This window comes from Actinocorallia sp. B10E7, from assembly GCF_039871655.1.
Taxonomy (GTDB): Bacteria; Actinomycetota; Actinomycetes; order Streptosporangiales; family Streptosporangiaceae; genus Actinocorallia.
Genome location: NZ_JBDPLZ010000015.1, coordinates 38956 through 53780, shown reverse-complemented (window position 1 = coordinate 53780; position 14825 = coordinate 38956). Strand labels below are relative to the sequence as shown.

Annotated in this window: 16 protein-coding genes; 9 read left to right on the top strand and 7 right to left on the bottom strand. The window is 71.3% G+C overall.

Features of this window, described 5'->3' with window-relative positions; genetic code table 11:
• Positions 1–65 precede the first annotated feature (65 nt).
• A complete protein-coding gene (nhaA, locus tag ABGB12_RS32670; RefSeq protein ID WP_347684001.1) occupies positions 66–1277 on the bottom strand; it encodes a Na+/H+ antiporter NhaA in 1212 nt (403 codons plus the stop codon).
• A gap of 273 nt (positions 1278–1550) precedes the next feature.
• Here nhaA and ABGB12_RS32665 point away from each other — a divergent pair, with 273 nt between their 5' ends.
• Positions 1551–2405 (top strand): NAD(P)-dependent oxidoreductase, encoded by an 855-nt coding sequence (locus ABGB12_RS32665; protein WP_347683999.1) that lies wholly within the window; start codon positions 1551–1553, stop codon positions 2403–2405.
• A 10-nt stretch (positions 2406–2415) separates the two neighbouring features.
• Here the strand turns inward: ABGB12_RS32665 and ABGB12_RS32660 are convergent, their stop codons facing one another.
• The 4 genes from ABGB12_RS32660 to ABGB12_RS32645 all read right to left on the bottom strand — a co-directional run bounded on the left by ABGB12_RS32660 (position 2416) and on the right by ABGB12_RS32645 (position 5397).
• On the bottom strand, positions 2416–3060 hold the full coding sequence (locus ABGB12_RS32660) for a DoxX family protein (protein WP_347683997.1): 645 nt from the start codon (positions 3058–3060) through the stop codon (positions 2416–2418).
• Between the two features lie 99 nt (positions 3061–3159).
• Positions 3160–4101: an AIM24 family protein gene (locus ABGB12_RS32655; protein ID WP_347683995.1), complete on the bottom strand. Its 942-nt coding sequence runs from the start codon at positions 4099–4101 to the stop codon at positions 3160–3162.
• Position 4102: 1 nt separating this feature from the next.
• Positions 4103–4753 carry an AIM24 family protein gene (locus tag ABGB12_RS32650; RefSeq protein WP_347683993.1) on the bottom strand — a complete coding sequence of 217 codons (651 nt, stop codon included), beginning with the start codon at positions 4751–4753 and terminating at the stop codon, positions 4103–4105.
• On the bottom strand, positions 4753–5397 hold the full coding sequence (locus ABGB12_RS32645) for an AIM24 family protein (protein WP_347683992.1): 645 nt from the start codon (positions 5395–5397) through the stop codon (positions 4753–4755). Before ABGB12_RS32645 ends, ABGB12_RS32650 begins: the two co-directional genes overlap by 1 nt.
• 260 nt (positions 5398–5657) lie before the next feature.
• Between ABGB12_RS32645 and ABGB12_RS32640 the strand changes: the two genes are divergently transcribed.
• Positions 5658–6008, top strand: a complete 351-nt coding sequence (locus ABGB12_RS32640) for an ABC transporter permease (protein ID WP_347683990.1) — start codon at positions 5658–5660, stop codon at positions 6006–6008.
• Between the two features lie 82 nt (positions 6009–6090).
• Positions 6091–7227: an EAL domain-containing protein gene (locus ABGB12_RS32635; protein ID WP_347683988.1), complete on the top strand. Its 1137-nt coding sequence runs from the start codon at positions 6091–6093 to the stop codon at positions 7225–7227.
• A gap of 10 nt (positions 7228–7237) precedes the next feature.
• On the opposite strand, the gene ABGB12_RS32630 is transcribed toward ABGB12_RS32635, so the two are convergent.
• Positions 7238–8017, bottom strand: a complete 780-nt coding sequence (locus ABGB12_RS32630; RefSeq protein ID WP_347683986.1) for a VOC family protein — start codon at positions 8015–8017, stop codon at positions 7238–7240.
• A gap of 175 nt (positions 8018–8192) precedes the next feature.
• On the opposite strand from ABGB12_RS32630, the gene ABGB12_RS32625 reads away from it, so the two are divergent.
• The 6 genes from ABGB12_RS32625 (at position 8193) to ABGB12_RS32600 (ending at position 13847) form a co-directional block, all read left to right on the top strand.
• Positions 8193–9791 carry an ABC-F family ATP-binding cassette domain-containing protein gene (locus tag ABGB12_RS32625; protein WP_347683984.1) on the top strand — a complete coding sequence of 533 codons (1599 nt, stop codon included), beginning with the start codon at positions 8193–8195 and terminating at the stop codon, positions 9789–9791.
• Positions 9792–9906: 115 nt separating this feature from the next.
• On the top strand, positions 9907–10125 hold the full coding sequence (locus tag ABGB12_RS32620; protein WP_347683982.1) for a helix-turn-helix domain-containing protein: 219 nt from the start codon (positions 9907–9909) through the stop codon (positions 10123–10125).
• A gap of 177 nt (positions 10126–10302) precedes the next feature.
• Positions 10303–11073: an enoyl-CoA hydratase/isomerase family protein gene (locus ABGB12_RS32615; protein WP_347683980.1), complete on the top strand. Its 771-nt coding sequence runs from the start codon at positions 10303–10305 to the stop codon at positions 11071–11073.
• Between the two features lie 82 nt (positions 11074–11155).
• Complete coding sequence (locus ABGB12_RS32610) at positions 11156–13051, top strand: ABC transporter ATP-binding protein (protein WP_347684156.1); 1896 nt, start codon at positions 11156–11158, stop codon at positions 13049–13051.
• A gap of 46 nt (positions 13052–13097) precedes the next feature.
• Positions 13098–13541 (top strand): hypothetical protein, encoded by a 444-nt coding sequence (locus ABGB12_RS32605; protein ID WP_347683978.1) that lies wholly within the window; start codon positions 13098–13100, stop codon positions 13539–13541.
• Between the two features lie 183 nt (positions 13542–13724).
• The gene (locus tag ABGB12_RS32600) at positions 13725–13847 is read left to right on the top strand and encodes a hypothetical protein (protein ID WP_347683976.1); all 123 of its coding nucleotides are present in this window, start codon (positions 13725–13727) and stop codon (positions 13845–13847) included.
• On the opposite strand, the gene ABGB12_RS32595 is transcribed toward ABGB12_RS32600, so the two are convergent.
• Positions 13823–14788, bottom strand: coding sequence for a sulfotransferase (locus tag ABGB12_RS32595; protein WP_347683974.1), 966 nt, complete (start codon positions 14786–14788; stop codon positions 13823–13825). The two genes, ABGB12_RS32600 and ABGB12_RS32595, sit on opposite strands and share 25 nt — an antisense overlap.
• Positions 14789–14825: the final 37 nt, after the last annotated feature.

The following is a 14825-nucleotide window of genomic DNA, read 5'->3' as shown; positions in this document are numbered from 1 at the left end:
GGTACCAACGATGACCGACACTCCGCGCCGGGGAGGCTCCCTCCCGGATCCGTCATACCCGTATCTCATCGATGGGCTCTGGCCCGGACCTTCAGCAGGCCCAGCGCCAGCAGCGAGGCGAGCAGCGAGGCGGCCAGCACCGCGGTGGACGTGCGGGCGACGGCGTCCGGGTCGTCGGTCGTCAGCTGGGCGACCAGCAGCGAGACGGTGTACCCGATGCCGGCCAGGACCGCCACCGGGAACACGTCGGCCCAGCCGATGCCACCGGGCAGCTCGCCCAGGCGCAGCCGCACGGCCAGCCAGGCCCCGCCGAACACGCCGATCACCTTGCCGACCAGGAGGCCGAAGAAGACGCCCTGGGCGATCGGGTCGCGCAGGGTGTCGCCGATGGCGCCCAGGCCGATCCCGGCGGCCGCCAGGGCGAAGAGCGGCACGATGAACCCGGCGGAGAAGGGGTGCAGCCGGTGTTCCAGCCGGGACGCGGGAGACTCCTCCTCGCCCGGCCGGGCGACGACCGGGGTCAGCAGGCCCAGGATGATGCCGGTGACGGTGGCGTGGACGCCGCTGGCGTGGATGCAGACCCAGGCCGCCACGACCAGCGGGATCATCAGCGGGAGGGGAGTCCACCGCCGGTTCTGGGCCAGCCAGTAGAGGCCGCACAGCACGAGCCCCGCCAGGAACCACAGCAGGCTGAAACCCTTGGTGAACAGGACGGCGATGAGCGCGATCGCGCCCAGGTCGTCGATCACGGCCATGGACAGCAGCAGGACGCGCACCCCGCTCGGCAGCGCCGAGCCGACCAGCGCCAGCACCCCCAGCGCGAAGGCGATGTCGGTGGCGACCGGGACCGCCCACGCGCCGCCTTCGGCCGCGGCTCCCCGGGAGACGCCCAGCGCGATCAGCGCGGGCATGATCATGCCTCCGGCCGCGGCCAGGAGCGGAAGCGCGGCGGCCCTCCAGCCCGCGAGCTCGCCGACGGTCAGCTCGCGCTTGACCTCCATGCCGGCGACGAAGAAGAAGATCGCGAGCAGCCCGTCGGCGACCCAGTGGGAGAGCGAGAGGTGCAGGTGCGCCCATGAGGGGCCGAACTCCAGGCCCCAGAGGCGTTCATACGTGCCGGGTGCGAGGTTGGCCCACAGCAGGGCCACCAGGGTCGCGGCGAGCAGCAGCCGCCCGCCGGTGGTCTCCTCTCGGAGGAACTCCGCCAGGTTCTCCATCCGGCGGTTGCCGTTACGGTCCGAGGCGGTCTGGGAGTCCTTCGAGAAGGGAAGGCGCACAGAGAGGCTCCTGATCTGGCGGCGAGTACGACAAGAACATCGCCGACCAGACTTCCCGGCACACCCGTGTTCATCAGTAAGAGTTCGCTCATAAGAGCACGTTCCTCCCCAGGGTAACGGTCACTCTTCTTCCCTGTCACCTGAGGACCGGCGGACGCCTGGTCCGCGGACCGGCAACAGCCGTGTTCCCTGACTCGCTCTCAGTTCCTGGGCCCGGGGGGCTGCGGCCGGATGCGAAGATCGAGGGAAACGGCGTCGAGAGGGGAGCGGGCCATGGACGTGGCGGTGCTGGGCACGGGGATCATGGGCGCGGCGATGGCACGCAGCCTGCTGCGGGCGGGGCACCGGGTCAGGGTCTGGAACCGCACCAGGGACAAGGCGGCGCCGCTCGCCGCGGACGGCGCGCTGGTCATGGACACCCCCGCGGGGGCGGTGGCCGGGGCCGAGGTCGTGCTGACCGTCCTGTTCGACGGCAGGGCGGCGCTGGAGACCATGCGGGAGGCCGCGCCGGAACTGCGCCCGGGGGCGTTGTGGGCGCAGTCGTCCACCGCCGCGCTCGACGACGCCCCGCGCCTGGCCGGGTTCGCCGCGGAGAACGGGATCGTCTACGTCGACGCCCCCGTCCTGGGCACCCGCGTCCCGGCCGAGCGCGGCGAGCTGACCGTGCTGGCCTCGGGGCCCGAGCAGGTCCGGGTGCCGCTGGCCCCGATCTTCGAGGCGGTCGGCAGCAGGACGGTCTGGGTCGGCTCCGAGCCGGGCCGCGCCACCCGTCTCAAGCTGGTCGTCAACAACTGGGTGCTCGCCCTCACCCACGGAGTGGCCGAGACGATCTCCCTGGCCGAGGCACTGGACGTCGACCCCGGAGACTTCCTGGACCTCGTGGCGGGCGGAGGACTGGACGCCGGTTACCTTCGGATGAAGGCGGAGGCGATCCGCTCCCGGGACTTCACTCCCAGCTTCGCGGTGGCCACCGCGGAGAAGGACACCGAACTGATCCTCGCCGCGGCCAAGGAGGCGGGCGTCCACCTGTACGTCACCGCCGCGGGTGCCGAACGCTTCCGCCGCGCCATGGCCGAAGGCCACGCGGGCGAGGACATGGCCGCCTCCTATTTCGCCTCCTTCTCCTGAGGAAGGCCCTCTACTTCGCCTTCCTGCCCCGTGCTCCGGCGACCGGGACGTCACCGGGGGCGGGACCGGCGACCGGGACATCGCCGGAACCGGGCGGCTTCGGGGAGCCGGAACCGGGCGGCTCCGGGGCGGCGACGCCGTCCGGTCCCGTGTCCGGAGCGGTGCTGGGGGAGGCGGGGTGCCGGTCGGAGCCCGGGATGTCCTCGGTCTCGGGCGGCGGCGGGAAGTCCGCGGCGAGTTCGGCGGTGCGGCGCCGGTGGACGGAGAGGGCGTTGTCGACGGTGAGGCGCCCGCCCGCGCCCGCCGCGAAGAGCAGGGAGGCCGCGGCCAGGACGAGGACCAGTTCGGAGCCCTCGGGGCCGGTCAGGCCTCGGTCGTAGTGGACGAAGGCGAAGGCGCCGGCCATGTTGAGGAAGAGCAGGGCACCGACGAGGGGGAGGCCGAGGCCGGCGATGAGGGCGACGCCGCCCAGCAGTTCCACGAAGGTGGAGTAGACGGCCGCGGCCTTGGCCAGTGGCACGCCGGTCAGGTCGAACGCCGCGGAGGTGGCGTTGACGCCGTTCTCGACCTTCTGCCAGCCGTGGACGAGGAAGACGACCCCTACGGCGCACCGGGCGAACAGGGCGATGGCGTCATAGGCCGGGCGGGTGCGCATGGCGGGGTCCTTCCCGAGTCACGGAGGCGCGTCGATCGCGAACGCACAGTCCGATGCTCGGAAAGGACCGCCGAAACGTCAACTCCGCGGCAAGCCGGGCTAATCCAGCAAACCGCCGATGAATCCCGAGCCGCCGGAAGACCGGCCCTGCTGCTGCTCGGCGGAGAGCCGCTGGGAGATCACCTGGTTGAGCCGCTGCAGGCCGCTCACCCCGAGCATGCCCACCTGGCCCTCCAGTTCCCTGAGCATGGCGGGGGACTCCCTGACCTGCTCGGAGGACTGCATCAGCACGGTTCCCCGGCCGGTGAACTCGAACTGGTGCTCCTCGCCCGAGGTGCCGCCGATGCCGAACATGCCGCGGGCCATGCCCAGCACCCCCCGCATGTGGGAGTGGTCGTAGTGGTGGCAGGGGGAGGGCAGGTCGGCCCAGCCGAGCAGTGCCTGCGGGTCGACCCGGATCGGCGGCTCGACGAAGTGCACCGGGCCGTTGGACGAGGCGATGAACTTGCCGGAGCCCAGCAGGGTGAGGAACCCGGGGATGATCGACTGCTTGAGCGTCAGCCGGGGCTCGAACGCCAGGAGGTTGCTCGCCCGGATGGTGAGGTTGCCGTCCTCCAGGTCGAAGGAGTTCAGATCGAAGCCCCGGTCGCCCAGCAGCAGCCTGCCCTGTCCCTGCGCCACCACCCAGTCGTGGGCGTACAGCGGGGAGTGGAAGTGCCCGGCCACCAGCGAGTCCAGCGGTCCGGCCGACAACGCCTCGAACCCGATCTGCCCGTAGTAGGCGATCATCTTGCCCTTCTGGATGAACCACTGCCCGTTGAGGCTCACCGAGAAGGCGTAGGGGTTGACGTTGTCGTTCTCCGGCAGCGTCGAGGCGTTGAACGTGGCCACCGGCGTCGGCGCGGGCGGGGCGCCGTAACCGCCCAGAGCTTCGGGCGGGGGGTAGCCGCCCTGCTGGGGCGGGTAACCGGGCTGCTGCGGGTAGCCGCCCTGCTGGGGGTATCCGGGCTGGCCGTAGGGAGGCTGCGGCGGGTAACCCATCTCAGATCTTCCTCTCGCTGGCCTGGACGTACACCACACCCTGGCCGGTCAGCTCCAGCTGGAACCCCTCGCCCGAGCCGCGCCCGATGAGGTCGCGCAGCCCCAGCGCGGTGTGCAGCTTGTTCTGGATCTGCCCGCGGTGGGCGACATAGGCCTGCGGGTCGACGTAGACCGGCCGGTTCGGCTGGACGGGCAGCTGGACCACCCCGCCGTGCGAGAGCAGCGCGCACGAGCCGTGCCCGGTGAGCGTGGTGGTGAACAGGCCCTGACCGGTCATCTGGCCGCGGATCACGCCGGACAGCCCGCCCTGCTCGCCGAGGAACATGGTGCCGCTCTGCAGCGAGGCGTCGTAGACCAGCAGCCGGTCGGCCTCGACGTACAGGGTGTCGCCCCGCAGGTCGACGACCTCGACGTGCAGTCCGTGGTGGCCGAGCATCACGCTGCCCTGCCCGGTGACGTGCATGAGCGGCGTGCTCTCGCCGGCCATGGCCCGCCCGAGGGTGCCGGCGATCCCGGCCCCCGCGGTGGCCGTCGGCGCGAACCGCACCGCCCCGGTGTAGGCGAGCATCGCGCCGCGCTTGCTGTAGACCTCCTGGCCCGGACCGACCGGGACCTGGAGCATCTTGCCGTTGATGGGGCTGTAACCGGGCATCAGACCTCCGCCCCCAGTCCTTCTCCGCGTTCGGCAGGCTGGATGTAGACCAGGCCGTGGCCGCTGAACCTGAGCTGGAAGCTCTCGCCCGAGCCCTGGCCCAGCATCGTCCGCCAGTTGACGTCGGTGACGAAGTCCTGCTGGAGCTGCCCGCGGTGGGCGACGTAGGCCTGCGGGTCGACGCTCAGCGGCTGGCCCTGGGTCACCTCCAGGGCGATCGCCGGGCCGTCCGAGAGGATCGCGACCATGCCGTGCCCCTCGACCTTGGTGGTGGCCAGGCCCTGTCCGGTGGTCATGCCGCGCAGTCCGGTGAACTGCACGCCGGTGCGCAGCTGGCCGTCGAACGCCAGCAGGCTCTCGGACTCCACCAGCAGGGTGTCGCCCTGCAGCGGCACCAGGTTGACCTCGGTCGCCTCGTGGGCCAGGTAGACGGTGCCCTGGCCGGAGATCTCCATCAGGGTGACCGACTCGCCCGCGACCCGGCGGCGCACCGCGCCCATGAGCCCCTCGCCGCCGGTCATGCCCTGTCGTTTGAACTGCATCTGGCCCTCGTAGGCGACCATCGACCCGTTGAGGGCGCGGATCGTCTCGCCCATGAGGTCGACGGCCAGCATGCGAGAGCCGTTCATTCGAAACTGCGCCACGTCCAGCACCCTAACCATTGGACCGCCGTGGTCGCACCGGCCTGTGGAGCGACCTCCGGCTCACTCCAGAGGAGGAGGGCCGGAGCCGGAGGGGTGCCGGAAGAGATACGGATGGACCGCCCGAAAACGCCGAGGAGCACTTCGGCCGGTCCGCGCCACGATTTTCGGCGCGCGGGAAAGATCCACATCAGGCGCCGATCTGCGGGAGGATGGGGGGCATGTGGCTTGCTCCGGAACGACGTGGACGTCAAGGGTGGCTGGTGCCGGGATTCGCGATGCTCGCGGGCGTCGGGGTGGCGGCGCTGCTCTACACGCGGGAGGCGACGGCCGCCGGCGTGGTCGCCGGCCTGGTGCTGGTGGCCTACGGGCTGCAGCTGGCCTACCGCAGGGAGGAGTCGGCGCTGGTGATCAGCGAGGCGTTCGGCCGGGGCCGCAACGGGCGCAGCCACCTGCGCTCCGCCGCGATGACCGGCGACGTGCTGGTGGCCGGCGTGGTGGCGGCCATCGTCGTGCAGGCGCTGCGTGAGCAGCCGCTGGGCCCGCTGCCCTGGCTGGCCGGTCTGGCGGCCGTCACCTATCTCGTGTCGATCTTCCTCACCAGCGACATGTGAGCGCAGCCGTTTCGGCGAATTCTCAATGAACGTCCTTTTACCGGTCCGGTTTTCGCTGGTTCCGGGCGGCATCATGGCTCATGTGGCAGTTCTTGACATCCGGCCTCCTGTAGGAGTCGCCGAGAACGCGCTCTTCCAGCCCGTGGTCGACCTCGGCTCGGGCAACGTCGTCGCCGTCGAGACCCGGGTGGGCCCGTCCCCCGGGGCCCCCGGGTCCGTCGACCCCGCCTCCGAGGACGTCCGCAGGGCACTCGAGGGGGCCAGGGCCCTTTCCGGCCAGTCCACCAGGCTGCCCCTCCAGATCACCGTGCGGGCCGAGACGGTCGCCCTCGGCAGGAGCATGCTGACCCGGCTCCACCAGGGACTGCACGAGACCGGGCGCCGGCCGCAGGAGGTGATCGTCTGCGTCACCGGCGGGTTCGCCCCGGCCCTGCGCGGCGCGGTGAGCGCCGGGATCGCCGACCTGCGCCAAGTGGGCTACCTGGTCGGCTTCGGCGGCCTGGGCACCACCCACGCGCCGCTGGACGTCCTGGTCGAGGGCACCCCCTATCTGGTGCGCCTGGACCCCGATCTGGCCCGCCACGCCGCCTCCGGCAGCCGCAAGACCGCTCTGGTCGAGGCGCTCGTCACCGTCGCCCACCGGCTCGGCACCCGTGTGCTGGCCCCGGGCGTGGAGAGCGAGGAGCAGCTCGCCCGGCTGCACTCCCTGGGCGTGCGGCTGGCTCAGGGACCGCTGCTGACCCCGCCGGACTGGCGGCCCGGGCAGCCCGTCAAGGCGCTCGTCCCCGTGGGGGAGCCGCCGCGGCACGACCCGGCCGCGGACCTCGGCCCCCGGGTGTCGGAGTACGTCCTGCCCGCCGTGACCATGCAGGACGACGTCAGCGCCGCCCAGGTGCTGGAGGTCCTGTCCACCGAGCGGAGCCCGTCGAGCATCGTGCTGGTCGACGCCCGGCAGCGCCCCCGCTACACCGTGGACCGGGCGCGGTTCCTGCTGGCCTTCTCCGGCGCGTACGGCCATGCCCTGCACGCCCGCAAACCCGCGGCCAGGCTCGCCGACGAGCCCCGGCTGGTGCCGCGGAGCGTCCCGGCGATCGCCGCCCTGCGCGCGGCGGGGCGGGAGGAGGACCGCGTCTACGACGACCTCGTGGTGACCGACGAGATCGGACGCTGCCTGGGCATCGTGAAGGTCTCCGACCTGATCCGCGGCATGTCCCGCTGAGTCCCGGCCCTCACTGCGCCGAGGGCGGCTCGAGTGCGGCGAACTCCGCGCCGAACGGGTCGAGGATCACCACGAACCGCCCATAGGGTGAGCCGGTGACGCCCTGGACGACCCGGCCGCCCTCGGCCTCCGCGGTCCGTGCGGCGTCCTCGGCGTTCTCGACCGCGAAGTAGGTCTTCCACGCGGCCTTGCCGCCCTGGGCCGCCTTCACCTGCTCGGGAGAGGCCCCGTAGAGCCCGCAGACCGGGTGCCCCTCGATGTCGACGGTCAGGTGGTCGAAGCCTTCCTTCATGGGCGTGACGGCGGCCCGCAGCGCGGCGGAGTAGAAGTCGGCGGCCTTCGCGGTGTCGGTGGTGATGAGTTCGTTCCAGATGAAGGAGCCGGGTTCGTTGACCAGTTCGGAGCCGACGTGCCGGTGCCCCTCCCAGAAGCCGAACCAGGCGCCCTGCGGGTCGGAGAGCAGGGCGGTGCGGCCGAGCGGCCCGACGTCCACGGTGGGCGCGATGATCTCGGCCCCGGCCTCGACCGACCTGAGGACGGCCCGGTCGCAGTCGTCGACGGCGAAGTACAGGCACCACCAGGAGTTGTGCAGCTCCTGCCCGCCCATGATCCCTGCGACCTTCCTGCCGTTCTTCATGGCGGTGAGGTACTGGGCGAACTCCTCGCCGCCCTCCCGGTAGTCCCAGCCGAAGAGCGCGTGGTAGAAGCGCCGGGCGAGCACGGCGTCCGGCACCCCGAGATCCACCCAGCAGGGGGTGCCGGAGGCGGGGTTGCTCATGATCTCGGGCATGGGCACTCCTCGGTCTCGGATCGTCGCTCTCCGCTGTGAGCTTCGCCGCGCGACGACCGCCGAAAACCTGTTCGCGAGCGGTGAGCGGCGAGCCGTACACTGGCCGGTGCTCCCGTGCCTCCGCCAAGGGCGTCGAGCGGAGCGCTTCCGTGTCCCCGGGGGAGAACCCACCACAGTGATCATCGCCAATGACCTCGAACTGCGCGCCGGCTCCCGGCTCCTCATCGAGAAGACGACATTCCGCGTCAATCCCGGAGACCGGGTGGGCCTGGTCGGCCGCAACGGCGCGGGCAAGACCACCCTCACCAAGGTGCTGGCGGGCGAGACCCTGCCGGCGGCCGGGACGGTGACCCGTTCGGGCACCCTGGGCTACCTGCCGCAGGACCCGCGCAGCGGCGACCTGGAGGTGCTGGCCCGCGACCGGATCCTGGCGGCGCGCGGCCTGGACGAGGTCTTCCGCCAGTTGCGCGCGGCCGAGCAGGCCATGTCCACCCAGGAGGGCGCCGCCCGCGACAAGGCGGTGCGGCGCTACGGCCGGGCCGAGGACAGGCTGCACGTCCTGGGCGGCTACGCGGCCGAGTCGGAGGCCGCCGCGATCGCCTCCAGCCTGGGCCTGCCCGACCGGGTGCTGGGCCAGCCGCTGAGCACCCTGTCCGGCGGCCAGCGCCGCCGGGTGGAACTGGCCCGGATCCTGTTCTCCGACGCCGACACCCTGCTGCTGGACGAGCCGACCAACCACCTGGACGCCGACTCGATCGTCTGGCTGCGGGACTTCCTGAAGAACCACCAGGGCGGCCTGGTCATCATCAGCCACGACGTGGGCCTGCTGGAGGCCGTGGTCAACCGGGTCTTCCACCTGGACGCCAACCGCTGCGTCATCGACATGTACAACGTGGGCTGGAAGAAGTACCTGGACACCCGCGAGGCCGACGAGAAGCGCCGCAAGCGGGAGTTCGCCAACGCCCAGCGGCAGGCGAGCCAGCTGACGGCCCAGGCCGACAAGATGCGGGCCAAGGCCACCAAGGCCAAGGCGGCCCAGCAGATGCTCAAGCGGGCCGACCGGCTGATGTCGGGGGTCGAGGGAGAGCGGCGGGCCGACCGGGTGGCCAAACTCCGCTTCCCGGAACCGGCGCCTTGTGGCAAAACCCCCCTACTCGCGGAGGGTTTGTCGAAATCGTACGGATCCTTGGAGATCTTCACAGATGTCGACCTCGCGATCGACCGGGGCAGCCGGGTGGTCGTGCTTGGACTGAACGGAGCGGGGAAGACGACCCTGCTCCGGCTGCTCGGGGGCGTCGAGAAGCCCGACACGGGAGGGGTCATAGCCGGTCACGGACTCCGGCTGGGCTACTACGCGCAGGAGCACGAGACGCTCGACCACGACCGCACCGTGCTGGAGAACATGAAGTCCGCCGCGCCGGACCTCCCGGAGGTCGAGGCCCGCAAGGTCCTGGGCTCCTTCCTGTTCGTCGGGGACGACGTGGACAAGCCCGCGGGCGTGCTCTCCGGCGGTGAGAAGACCCGTCTGGCACTGGCCACCCTGGTGGTCTCCCGGGCCAACGTGCTGCTGCTCGACGAACCGACCAACAACCTCGATCCGGCCAGCCGCGAGGAGATCCTGGGGGCCATCAACACCTTCTCCGGTGCCATAGTCCTGGTCACCCACGACGAAGGCGCGGTGCAGGCACTCCAACCGGAACGCGTGATTTTGCTCCCCGATGGCGTAGAAGACATCTGGAGCGATGAATTCGCCGATCTGGTGGCTCTGGCTTGACCTTCTGAGCAAGGAAGCAGATCTTTTCTGGCGTAGTGGGTAGCCGAGACGACGAAGATGTCTGATCATGGCAGGAGATAACGCAGCGGTCACCACATCACTACGGGAGGTACTCGTGGCAGAGACCCTGAAGAAGGGCACCCGCGTGACCGGTGCCGAGCGCGACAGGCTGGCGCAGGAGCTCAAGAAGAGGTACGACTCCGGCGAGAGCATCCGCGCCCTGGCTGCCGCCACCGGCCGCTCCTACGGCTTCATCCACCGCATCCTCACCGAGTCGGGTGTGAACCTGCGCGGGCGCGGTGGGGCCACCCGGGGCAAGAAGACGACGCCATGACCGTGTGAGGAGGGGGCCCGGCCCCCTCGGCGCGAGACGAGCACGACGCCCTGGGCCCGCTGTCCCGACTACTACCGAGTAATATTCGGTCACGGTCGCGGCGGCGGGCCGAAGGTCCGCACCGTGTCCGTGCGTCCGGTCCCGGAGGGGGATCGGCAGCCCGGAGGAAGGCGCGATATGACGGATCTGGCGAAGGCCGGCCTGCTGCTCGAACTCGACCACGAGAACACGGTGGCCACCATCACCCTGAATCGTCCCGAACGGCGCAACGCGCAGTCGCCGACGATGTGGAAGGGCCTGGAGGACCTGGGCAGGGAGCTGCCCGAGACCGTGCGCATCGTGGTGCTCAAGGGCGCCGGACCGTCCTTCTCCGCCGGCATCGACCTCCGGCTCTTCACTCCGGAGGGCATGCCGGGCGAGCCGGCCGTGCTGTCCGCCGGCGTCGGCCCCGAGGAGCTCGTCGAGAAGATCGGCGAGTACCAGGAGGGCTTCCGCTGGCTGCGCGACCCGCGGTTCACCACCATCGCGGCGGTGCACGGCCACGCCATCGGCGCGGCCTTCCAGCTGGCGCTGTCCTGCGACATCCGCATCGCCGCCGAGGACGTGCAGTTCTGCATGAAGGAGCCGGCCCTCGGGCTGGTCCCCGACCTGACCGGCACCAAGCCGCTCGTGGACATCGTCGGGCTGCCCCGGGCGCTGGAGCTGTGCCTGACCGCCCGGGTGATCGACGCCGACGAGGCGCGCGAACTGCGCCTGGTGGAGCGGGTCGTCAAGGCCGACGAACTGGACGACGCTGTCGAGGAGCTGGTCAACGCGCTGCTGCGGATCGAGGTGGGCGCCGCCCGCGCCACCAAGGAGCTGCTGCAGAAGGCCCCCGGCAACACCCTGGAGGAGCAGTGCCTGGCCGAGCGGCGGGCACAGGTGGGACGCTTGCTGCGAAACAGCTGAGAACAAGGAATATTCGGCTGGATCATCCGCTTGTCCAGCAGCGGGGCAGTCCCACGCGACAAAGGAGTCGAGCCGTATGAACATGCCGGGCAACAACGGTTTCTCGATGATGGCGTCCTTCCGCAGGGACCCGTCGGTCAAGCACGAGAAGCTGAAGCCCGGCACGGTCCGGCGGATCATGGGCTACGCCCGCCCCTACAAGCGCGATCTCGTGCTCTTCCTGCTGCTCAACTCCCTGGCGGCGGTGAGCGTGGTGGCGGGCCCCCTGCTGATCCGGTTGATCATCGACCAGGGGGTGACCCCGGGGAACCGGGCCCTGGTCATCGGGCTGGCGCTCGGGCTGGCCGGGCTGGCGGTGGTGGACGCCGTGCTCTCGCTGGCCCAGCGCTGGTACTCGGCGAAGATCGGCGAGGGTCTGATCTACGACCTGCGCAGCCAGGTCTTCGACCATGTGCAGCGGATGCCGGTGGCGTTCTTCATGCGCGCGCAGACCGGGTCCCTCGTCTCCCGCCTCAACAGCGACGTGATCGGCGCGCAGCGGGCGCTGACCACCACCCTGTCCTCGGTCGTCTCCAACGTGATCAGCCTGGTGCTGGTGCTGGTCACGATGCTCTTCCTGTCGTGGCTGGTCACCCTCATCGCGCTGCTGCTGCTGCCGGTGTTCATCATCCCGGCCAAGCTGGTGGGCCGCAGGCTGCAGAAGATCAGTCGCGAGCAGATGGTGCTGGACGCCGAGATGAGCTCGCTGATGACCGAACGCTTCAACGTCTCGGGCGCGATGCTGGCCAAGCTCTACGGCCGCCCCGAGGAGGAGTCCGGGCGCTTCTCCCGGCGGGCCGGCCGGGTCCGCGACATCGGCATCGTCTCGGCCATGTACGGCCGGGTCTTCTTCACCGCGCTGACCCTGGTGGCCTCGCTGGCCACCGCGATGGTCTACGGGGTGGGCGGAGTGCTGTCGGTCGACGGCGCCATGGAGATCGGCACCCTGGTGGCGCTGGCCGCGCTGCTGAGCCGCATGTACGGGCCGCTCACCGCGTTGTCCAACGTGCAGGTGGACGTGATGACCGCGCTGGTGAGCTTCGACCGGGTCTTCGAGGTGCTCGACCTCGAGCCGATGGTCGCCGAACGACCCGGAGCCCGTCCGCTGAAGGCCGCCGGGGCCCCCGGCGTCGTCTTCGACCACGTGACCTTCCGCTACCCGGCCGCCGAGGAGGTCTCGCTGGCCTCGCTGGAGTCGATCGCCCGCGCCGACTCGGCCCCGGCCAAGGAGGTGCTGCACGACGTCAGTTTCACCGCGGAACCGGGGCAGCTGGTGGCGCTGGTGGGCCCCTCGGGCGCGGGGAAGAGCACGATGACCCATCTGGTCTCGCGCCTGTACGACGTGAACGAGGGCGCGGTGCGGATCGGCGGCCAGGACGTCCGGGACCTGACGCTGGCCTCGCTGAGCGAGACGGTCGGCGTCGTCACCCAGGACGCCCACCTGTTCCACGACAGCATCCGCAGCAATCTCCTCTACGCCCGCCCCGACGCCACCGACGAGGAGCTCTGGGAGGCGCTGGAGGGCGCCCAGGTCCGTCCCCTGGTCGAGGCCATGCCCGACGGCCTGGACACCGTGGTCGGCGACCGCGGCTACCGGCTGTCCGGCGGGGAGAAGCAGCGCATGGCCCTGGCCAGGCTGCTGCTCAAGGCCCCGGCCGTGGTGGTGCTGGACGAGGCCACCGCGCACCTGGACTCCGAGTCCGAGGCCGCGGTACAGCGGGCGCTGCGCACCGCGCTGGCCGGACGCACCTCGCTGGTGATCGCCCACCGGCTGTCCACCATCCGGGAGGCCGACCAGATCCTGGTGATCGAGGGCGGCCGGATCGCCGACCGAGGCCGCCACGAGGAGCTGCTCGCCCGCGGAGGCCTGTACGCCGAGCTCTACCGCACCCAGTTCGCCCGGCAGGAAGAGGCGCTGGACCCCACCGCCCTGAAGTGACATAGTGCTGTTAAGTGATCACGGAGGGCTATCGTTCGGGGGAGCGATGATCAAGTCGACGGGGGCGGTGGTGTGCCTGTTCCTCACGCTGGCGGGTTGCGGTGAGGGGAACAACATCCCGAGCGCACGAGATCCGCGTCCCAACTTCACCGGCCCGGTGGAGCCGGCCGACCCCACGCACACGGTCACCGTGGCGGCCGGGACGGTGACCGTGAACCCGCCGGTGCGCCAGGACGTGCGGGTGGACGGCGAGTGCTCGCTCGAGGGCGAGCTCGGCCGGACGATGACCGGCCGGATGGCCCGCTGCGTGAAGCGCACCGGGGAGGACACCGCGCGCTGGGTCCTGGACGTCGGCTCCCAGCCGGACGGCACGGTCAAGCCCGGACGGCCGTGCCCCGCGCAGGGGGCGCGCGGCACCGACGGCTACCGCCCCTACCAGTGCCTGCCCGATCCGCGCGGCGGCGGCAACCTCGTCTGGACGGCCGGGTGAGCCGTCCGGCGTCCGCCGATCACGGTCGGGTCCCGCGACGATGACGATCACGTAGCCGTCGTCGCGCCCGGCCTTGGGCGGGGCTTTGCTGGACGGTGCGGCCACGGCAACCCTCAGGTCACCGGGGCGCGCGACCATCGACCCCGATCCGACCTCGTCATCCTTCGTCTTGAGTGAGGCGCGATGCGTCAGTTCATGTTCCGCTACACCACGATCCTCGTCGCCCTGGGCGCCGCGGGCGTCGCCATCGGCTGGATCGCCGACGACCTGCGTCCCGCCGTTCAGGTCTCGGTGCCCGGCAGATAGCCGAGCGCCAGCAGTTCCCGTCCGGCCACCCTCTCCACCTGGGTGAGCTGCCTGGCGGTGAGCGGCTTGCGCCTGCCCCCGGGGGGCTCGGCCTCGCCGGACCGCACGGGCAGCGGCCGCCAGGAGTCGTCCCGGTGCGGTTCGGCCGCGACGGCCAGCGCCGCCCGGGACACCCGCGCGTCCAGATAGCCCGAGAGCAGGTCGGCGCCGGCCTCGGGATCGGCCAGCAGGTCCTCGTAGCGCAGGGTCAGCAGCTGCTCGGCGGGGACCTGGGCGCGCAGCCTGGCGCTGAGCCGCACCGCGCCGCGCCAGCGCAGCGCGCATTTGATCGCGGGGGCCGCCTCGGGCCAGCGGGCCCGCCAGGCCGGCTCGTCCACGCCCAGGAACGGGTGGGGGAAGACCTCTTCGAGGTTGAGGATGCCGGGTTTGAACCAGGCCATCGACCGCTCGTCGCCGAGCATGTCGGCCACCACGTCCCGGCCGTCCCTGATCACCTGGACGAGCTGCGCGTCGGGGAAGGCGTCCAGCAGCACGTCGACGCTGTAGAGCAGGTCGGGGGAGGCGTCGGCGAAGCGCAGCGGTCCGGAGGGGTTGACGCAGGGCCCGTCGGGGCGCAGGTCGGCCGGGGTGTATCCGGACAGCTCCCAGCACTCGGCGGGGCAGTCCATGCAGCTGCGCGCGGACAACTGCCAGGACTCGGCGTAGGCGTCGCGCAGCACGCGCGCCGCTCCGCGGCCCCGCTCGGTCGCGATGGACGGCCGGCGGGCGAACGCGTAGACCAGCTTGGTGACGGCGGGCCGGCCCCGGGTCACGTGGATGCCCGCGGACTGCCGGAGCGCCCGCGCGACCAGGCCGGTGCCGGAGTGCGGGGCGGCCAGCAGGAACACCGGCCGGTGGACCTTGGTCCCGTTGACCACGAGAATGTGCGGGGTCTGCCTCATGATTCCTCCCAGTGTCCCACTGAAAGGCCTGAGATCC

Coding starts and splice junctions, on each gene's coding strand:
- ABGB12_RS32665 (WP_347683999.1), top strand. CDS start 1,551: ATGGACGTGGCGGTGCTGGGCACGGGGATCATGGGCGCGGCGATGGCA.
- ABGB12_RS32660 (WP_347683997.1), bottom strand. CDS start 3,060: ATGCGCACCCGCCCGGCCTATGACGCCATCGCCCTGTTCGCCCGGTGC.
- ABGB12_RS32655 (WP_347683995.1), bottom strand. CDS start 4,101: ATGGGTTACCCGCCGCAGCCTCCCTACGGCCAGCCCGGATACCCCCAG.
- ABGB12_RS32650 (WP_347683993.1), bottom strand. CDS start 4,753: ATGCCCGGTTACAGCCCCATCAACGGCAAGATGCTCCAGGTCCCGGTC.
- ABGB12_RS32630 (WP_347683986.1), bottom strand. CDS start 8,017: ATGCCCGAGATCATGAGCAACCCCGCCTCCGGCACCCCCTGCTGGGTG.
- ABGB12_RS32615 (WP_347683980.1), top strand. CDS start 10,303: ATGACGGATCTGGCGAAGGCCGGCCTGCTGCTCGAACTCGACCACGAG.
- ABGB12_RS32610 (WP_347684156.1), top strand. CDS start 11,156: ATGCCGGGCAACAACGGTTTCTCGATGATGGCGTCCTTCCGCAGGGAC.
- ABGB12_RS32605 (WP_347683978.1), top strand. CDS start 13,098: ATGATCAAGTCGACGGGGGCGGTGGTGTGCCTGTTCCTCACGCTGGCG.
- ABGB12_RS32600 (WP_347683976.1), top strand. CDS start 13,725: ATGCGTCAGTTCATGTTCCGCTACACCACGATCCTCGTCGCCCTGGGC.
- ABGB12_RS32595 (WP_347683974.1), bottom strand. CDS start 14,788: ATGAGGCAGACCCCGCACATTCTCGTGGTCAACGGGACCAAGGTCCAC.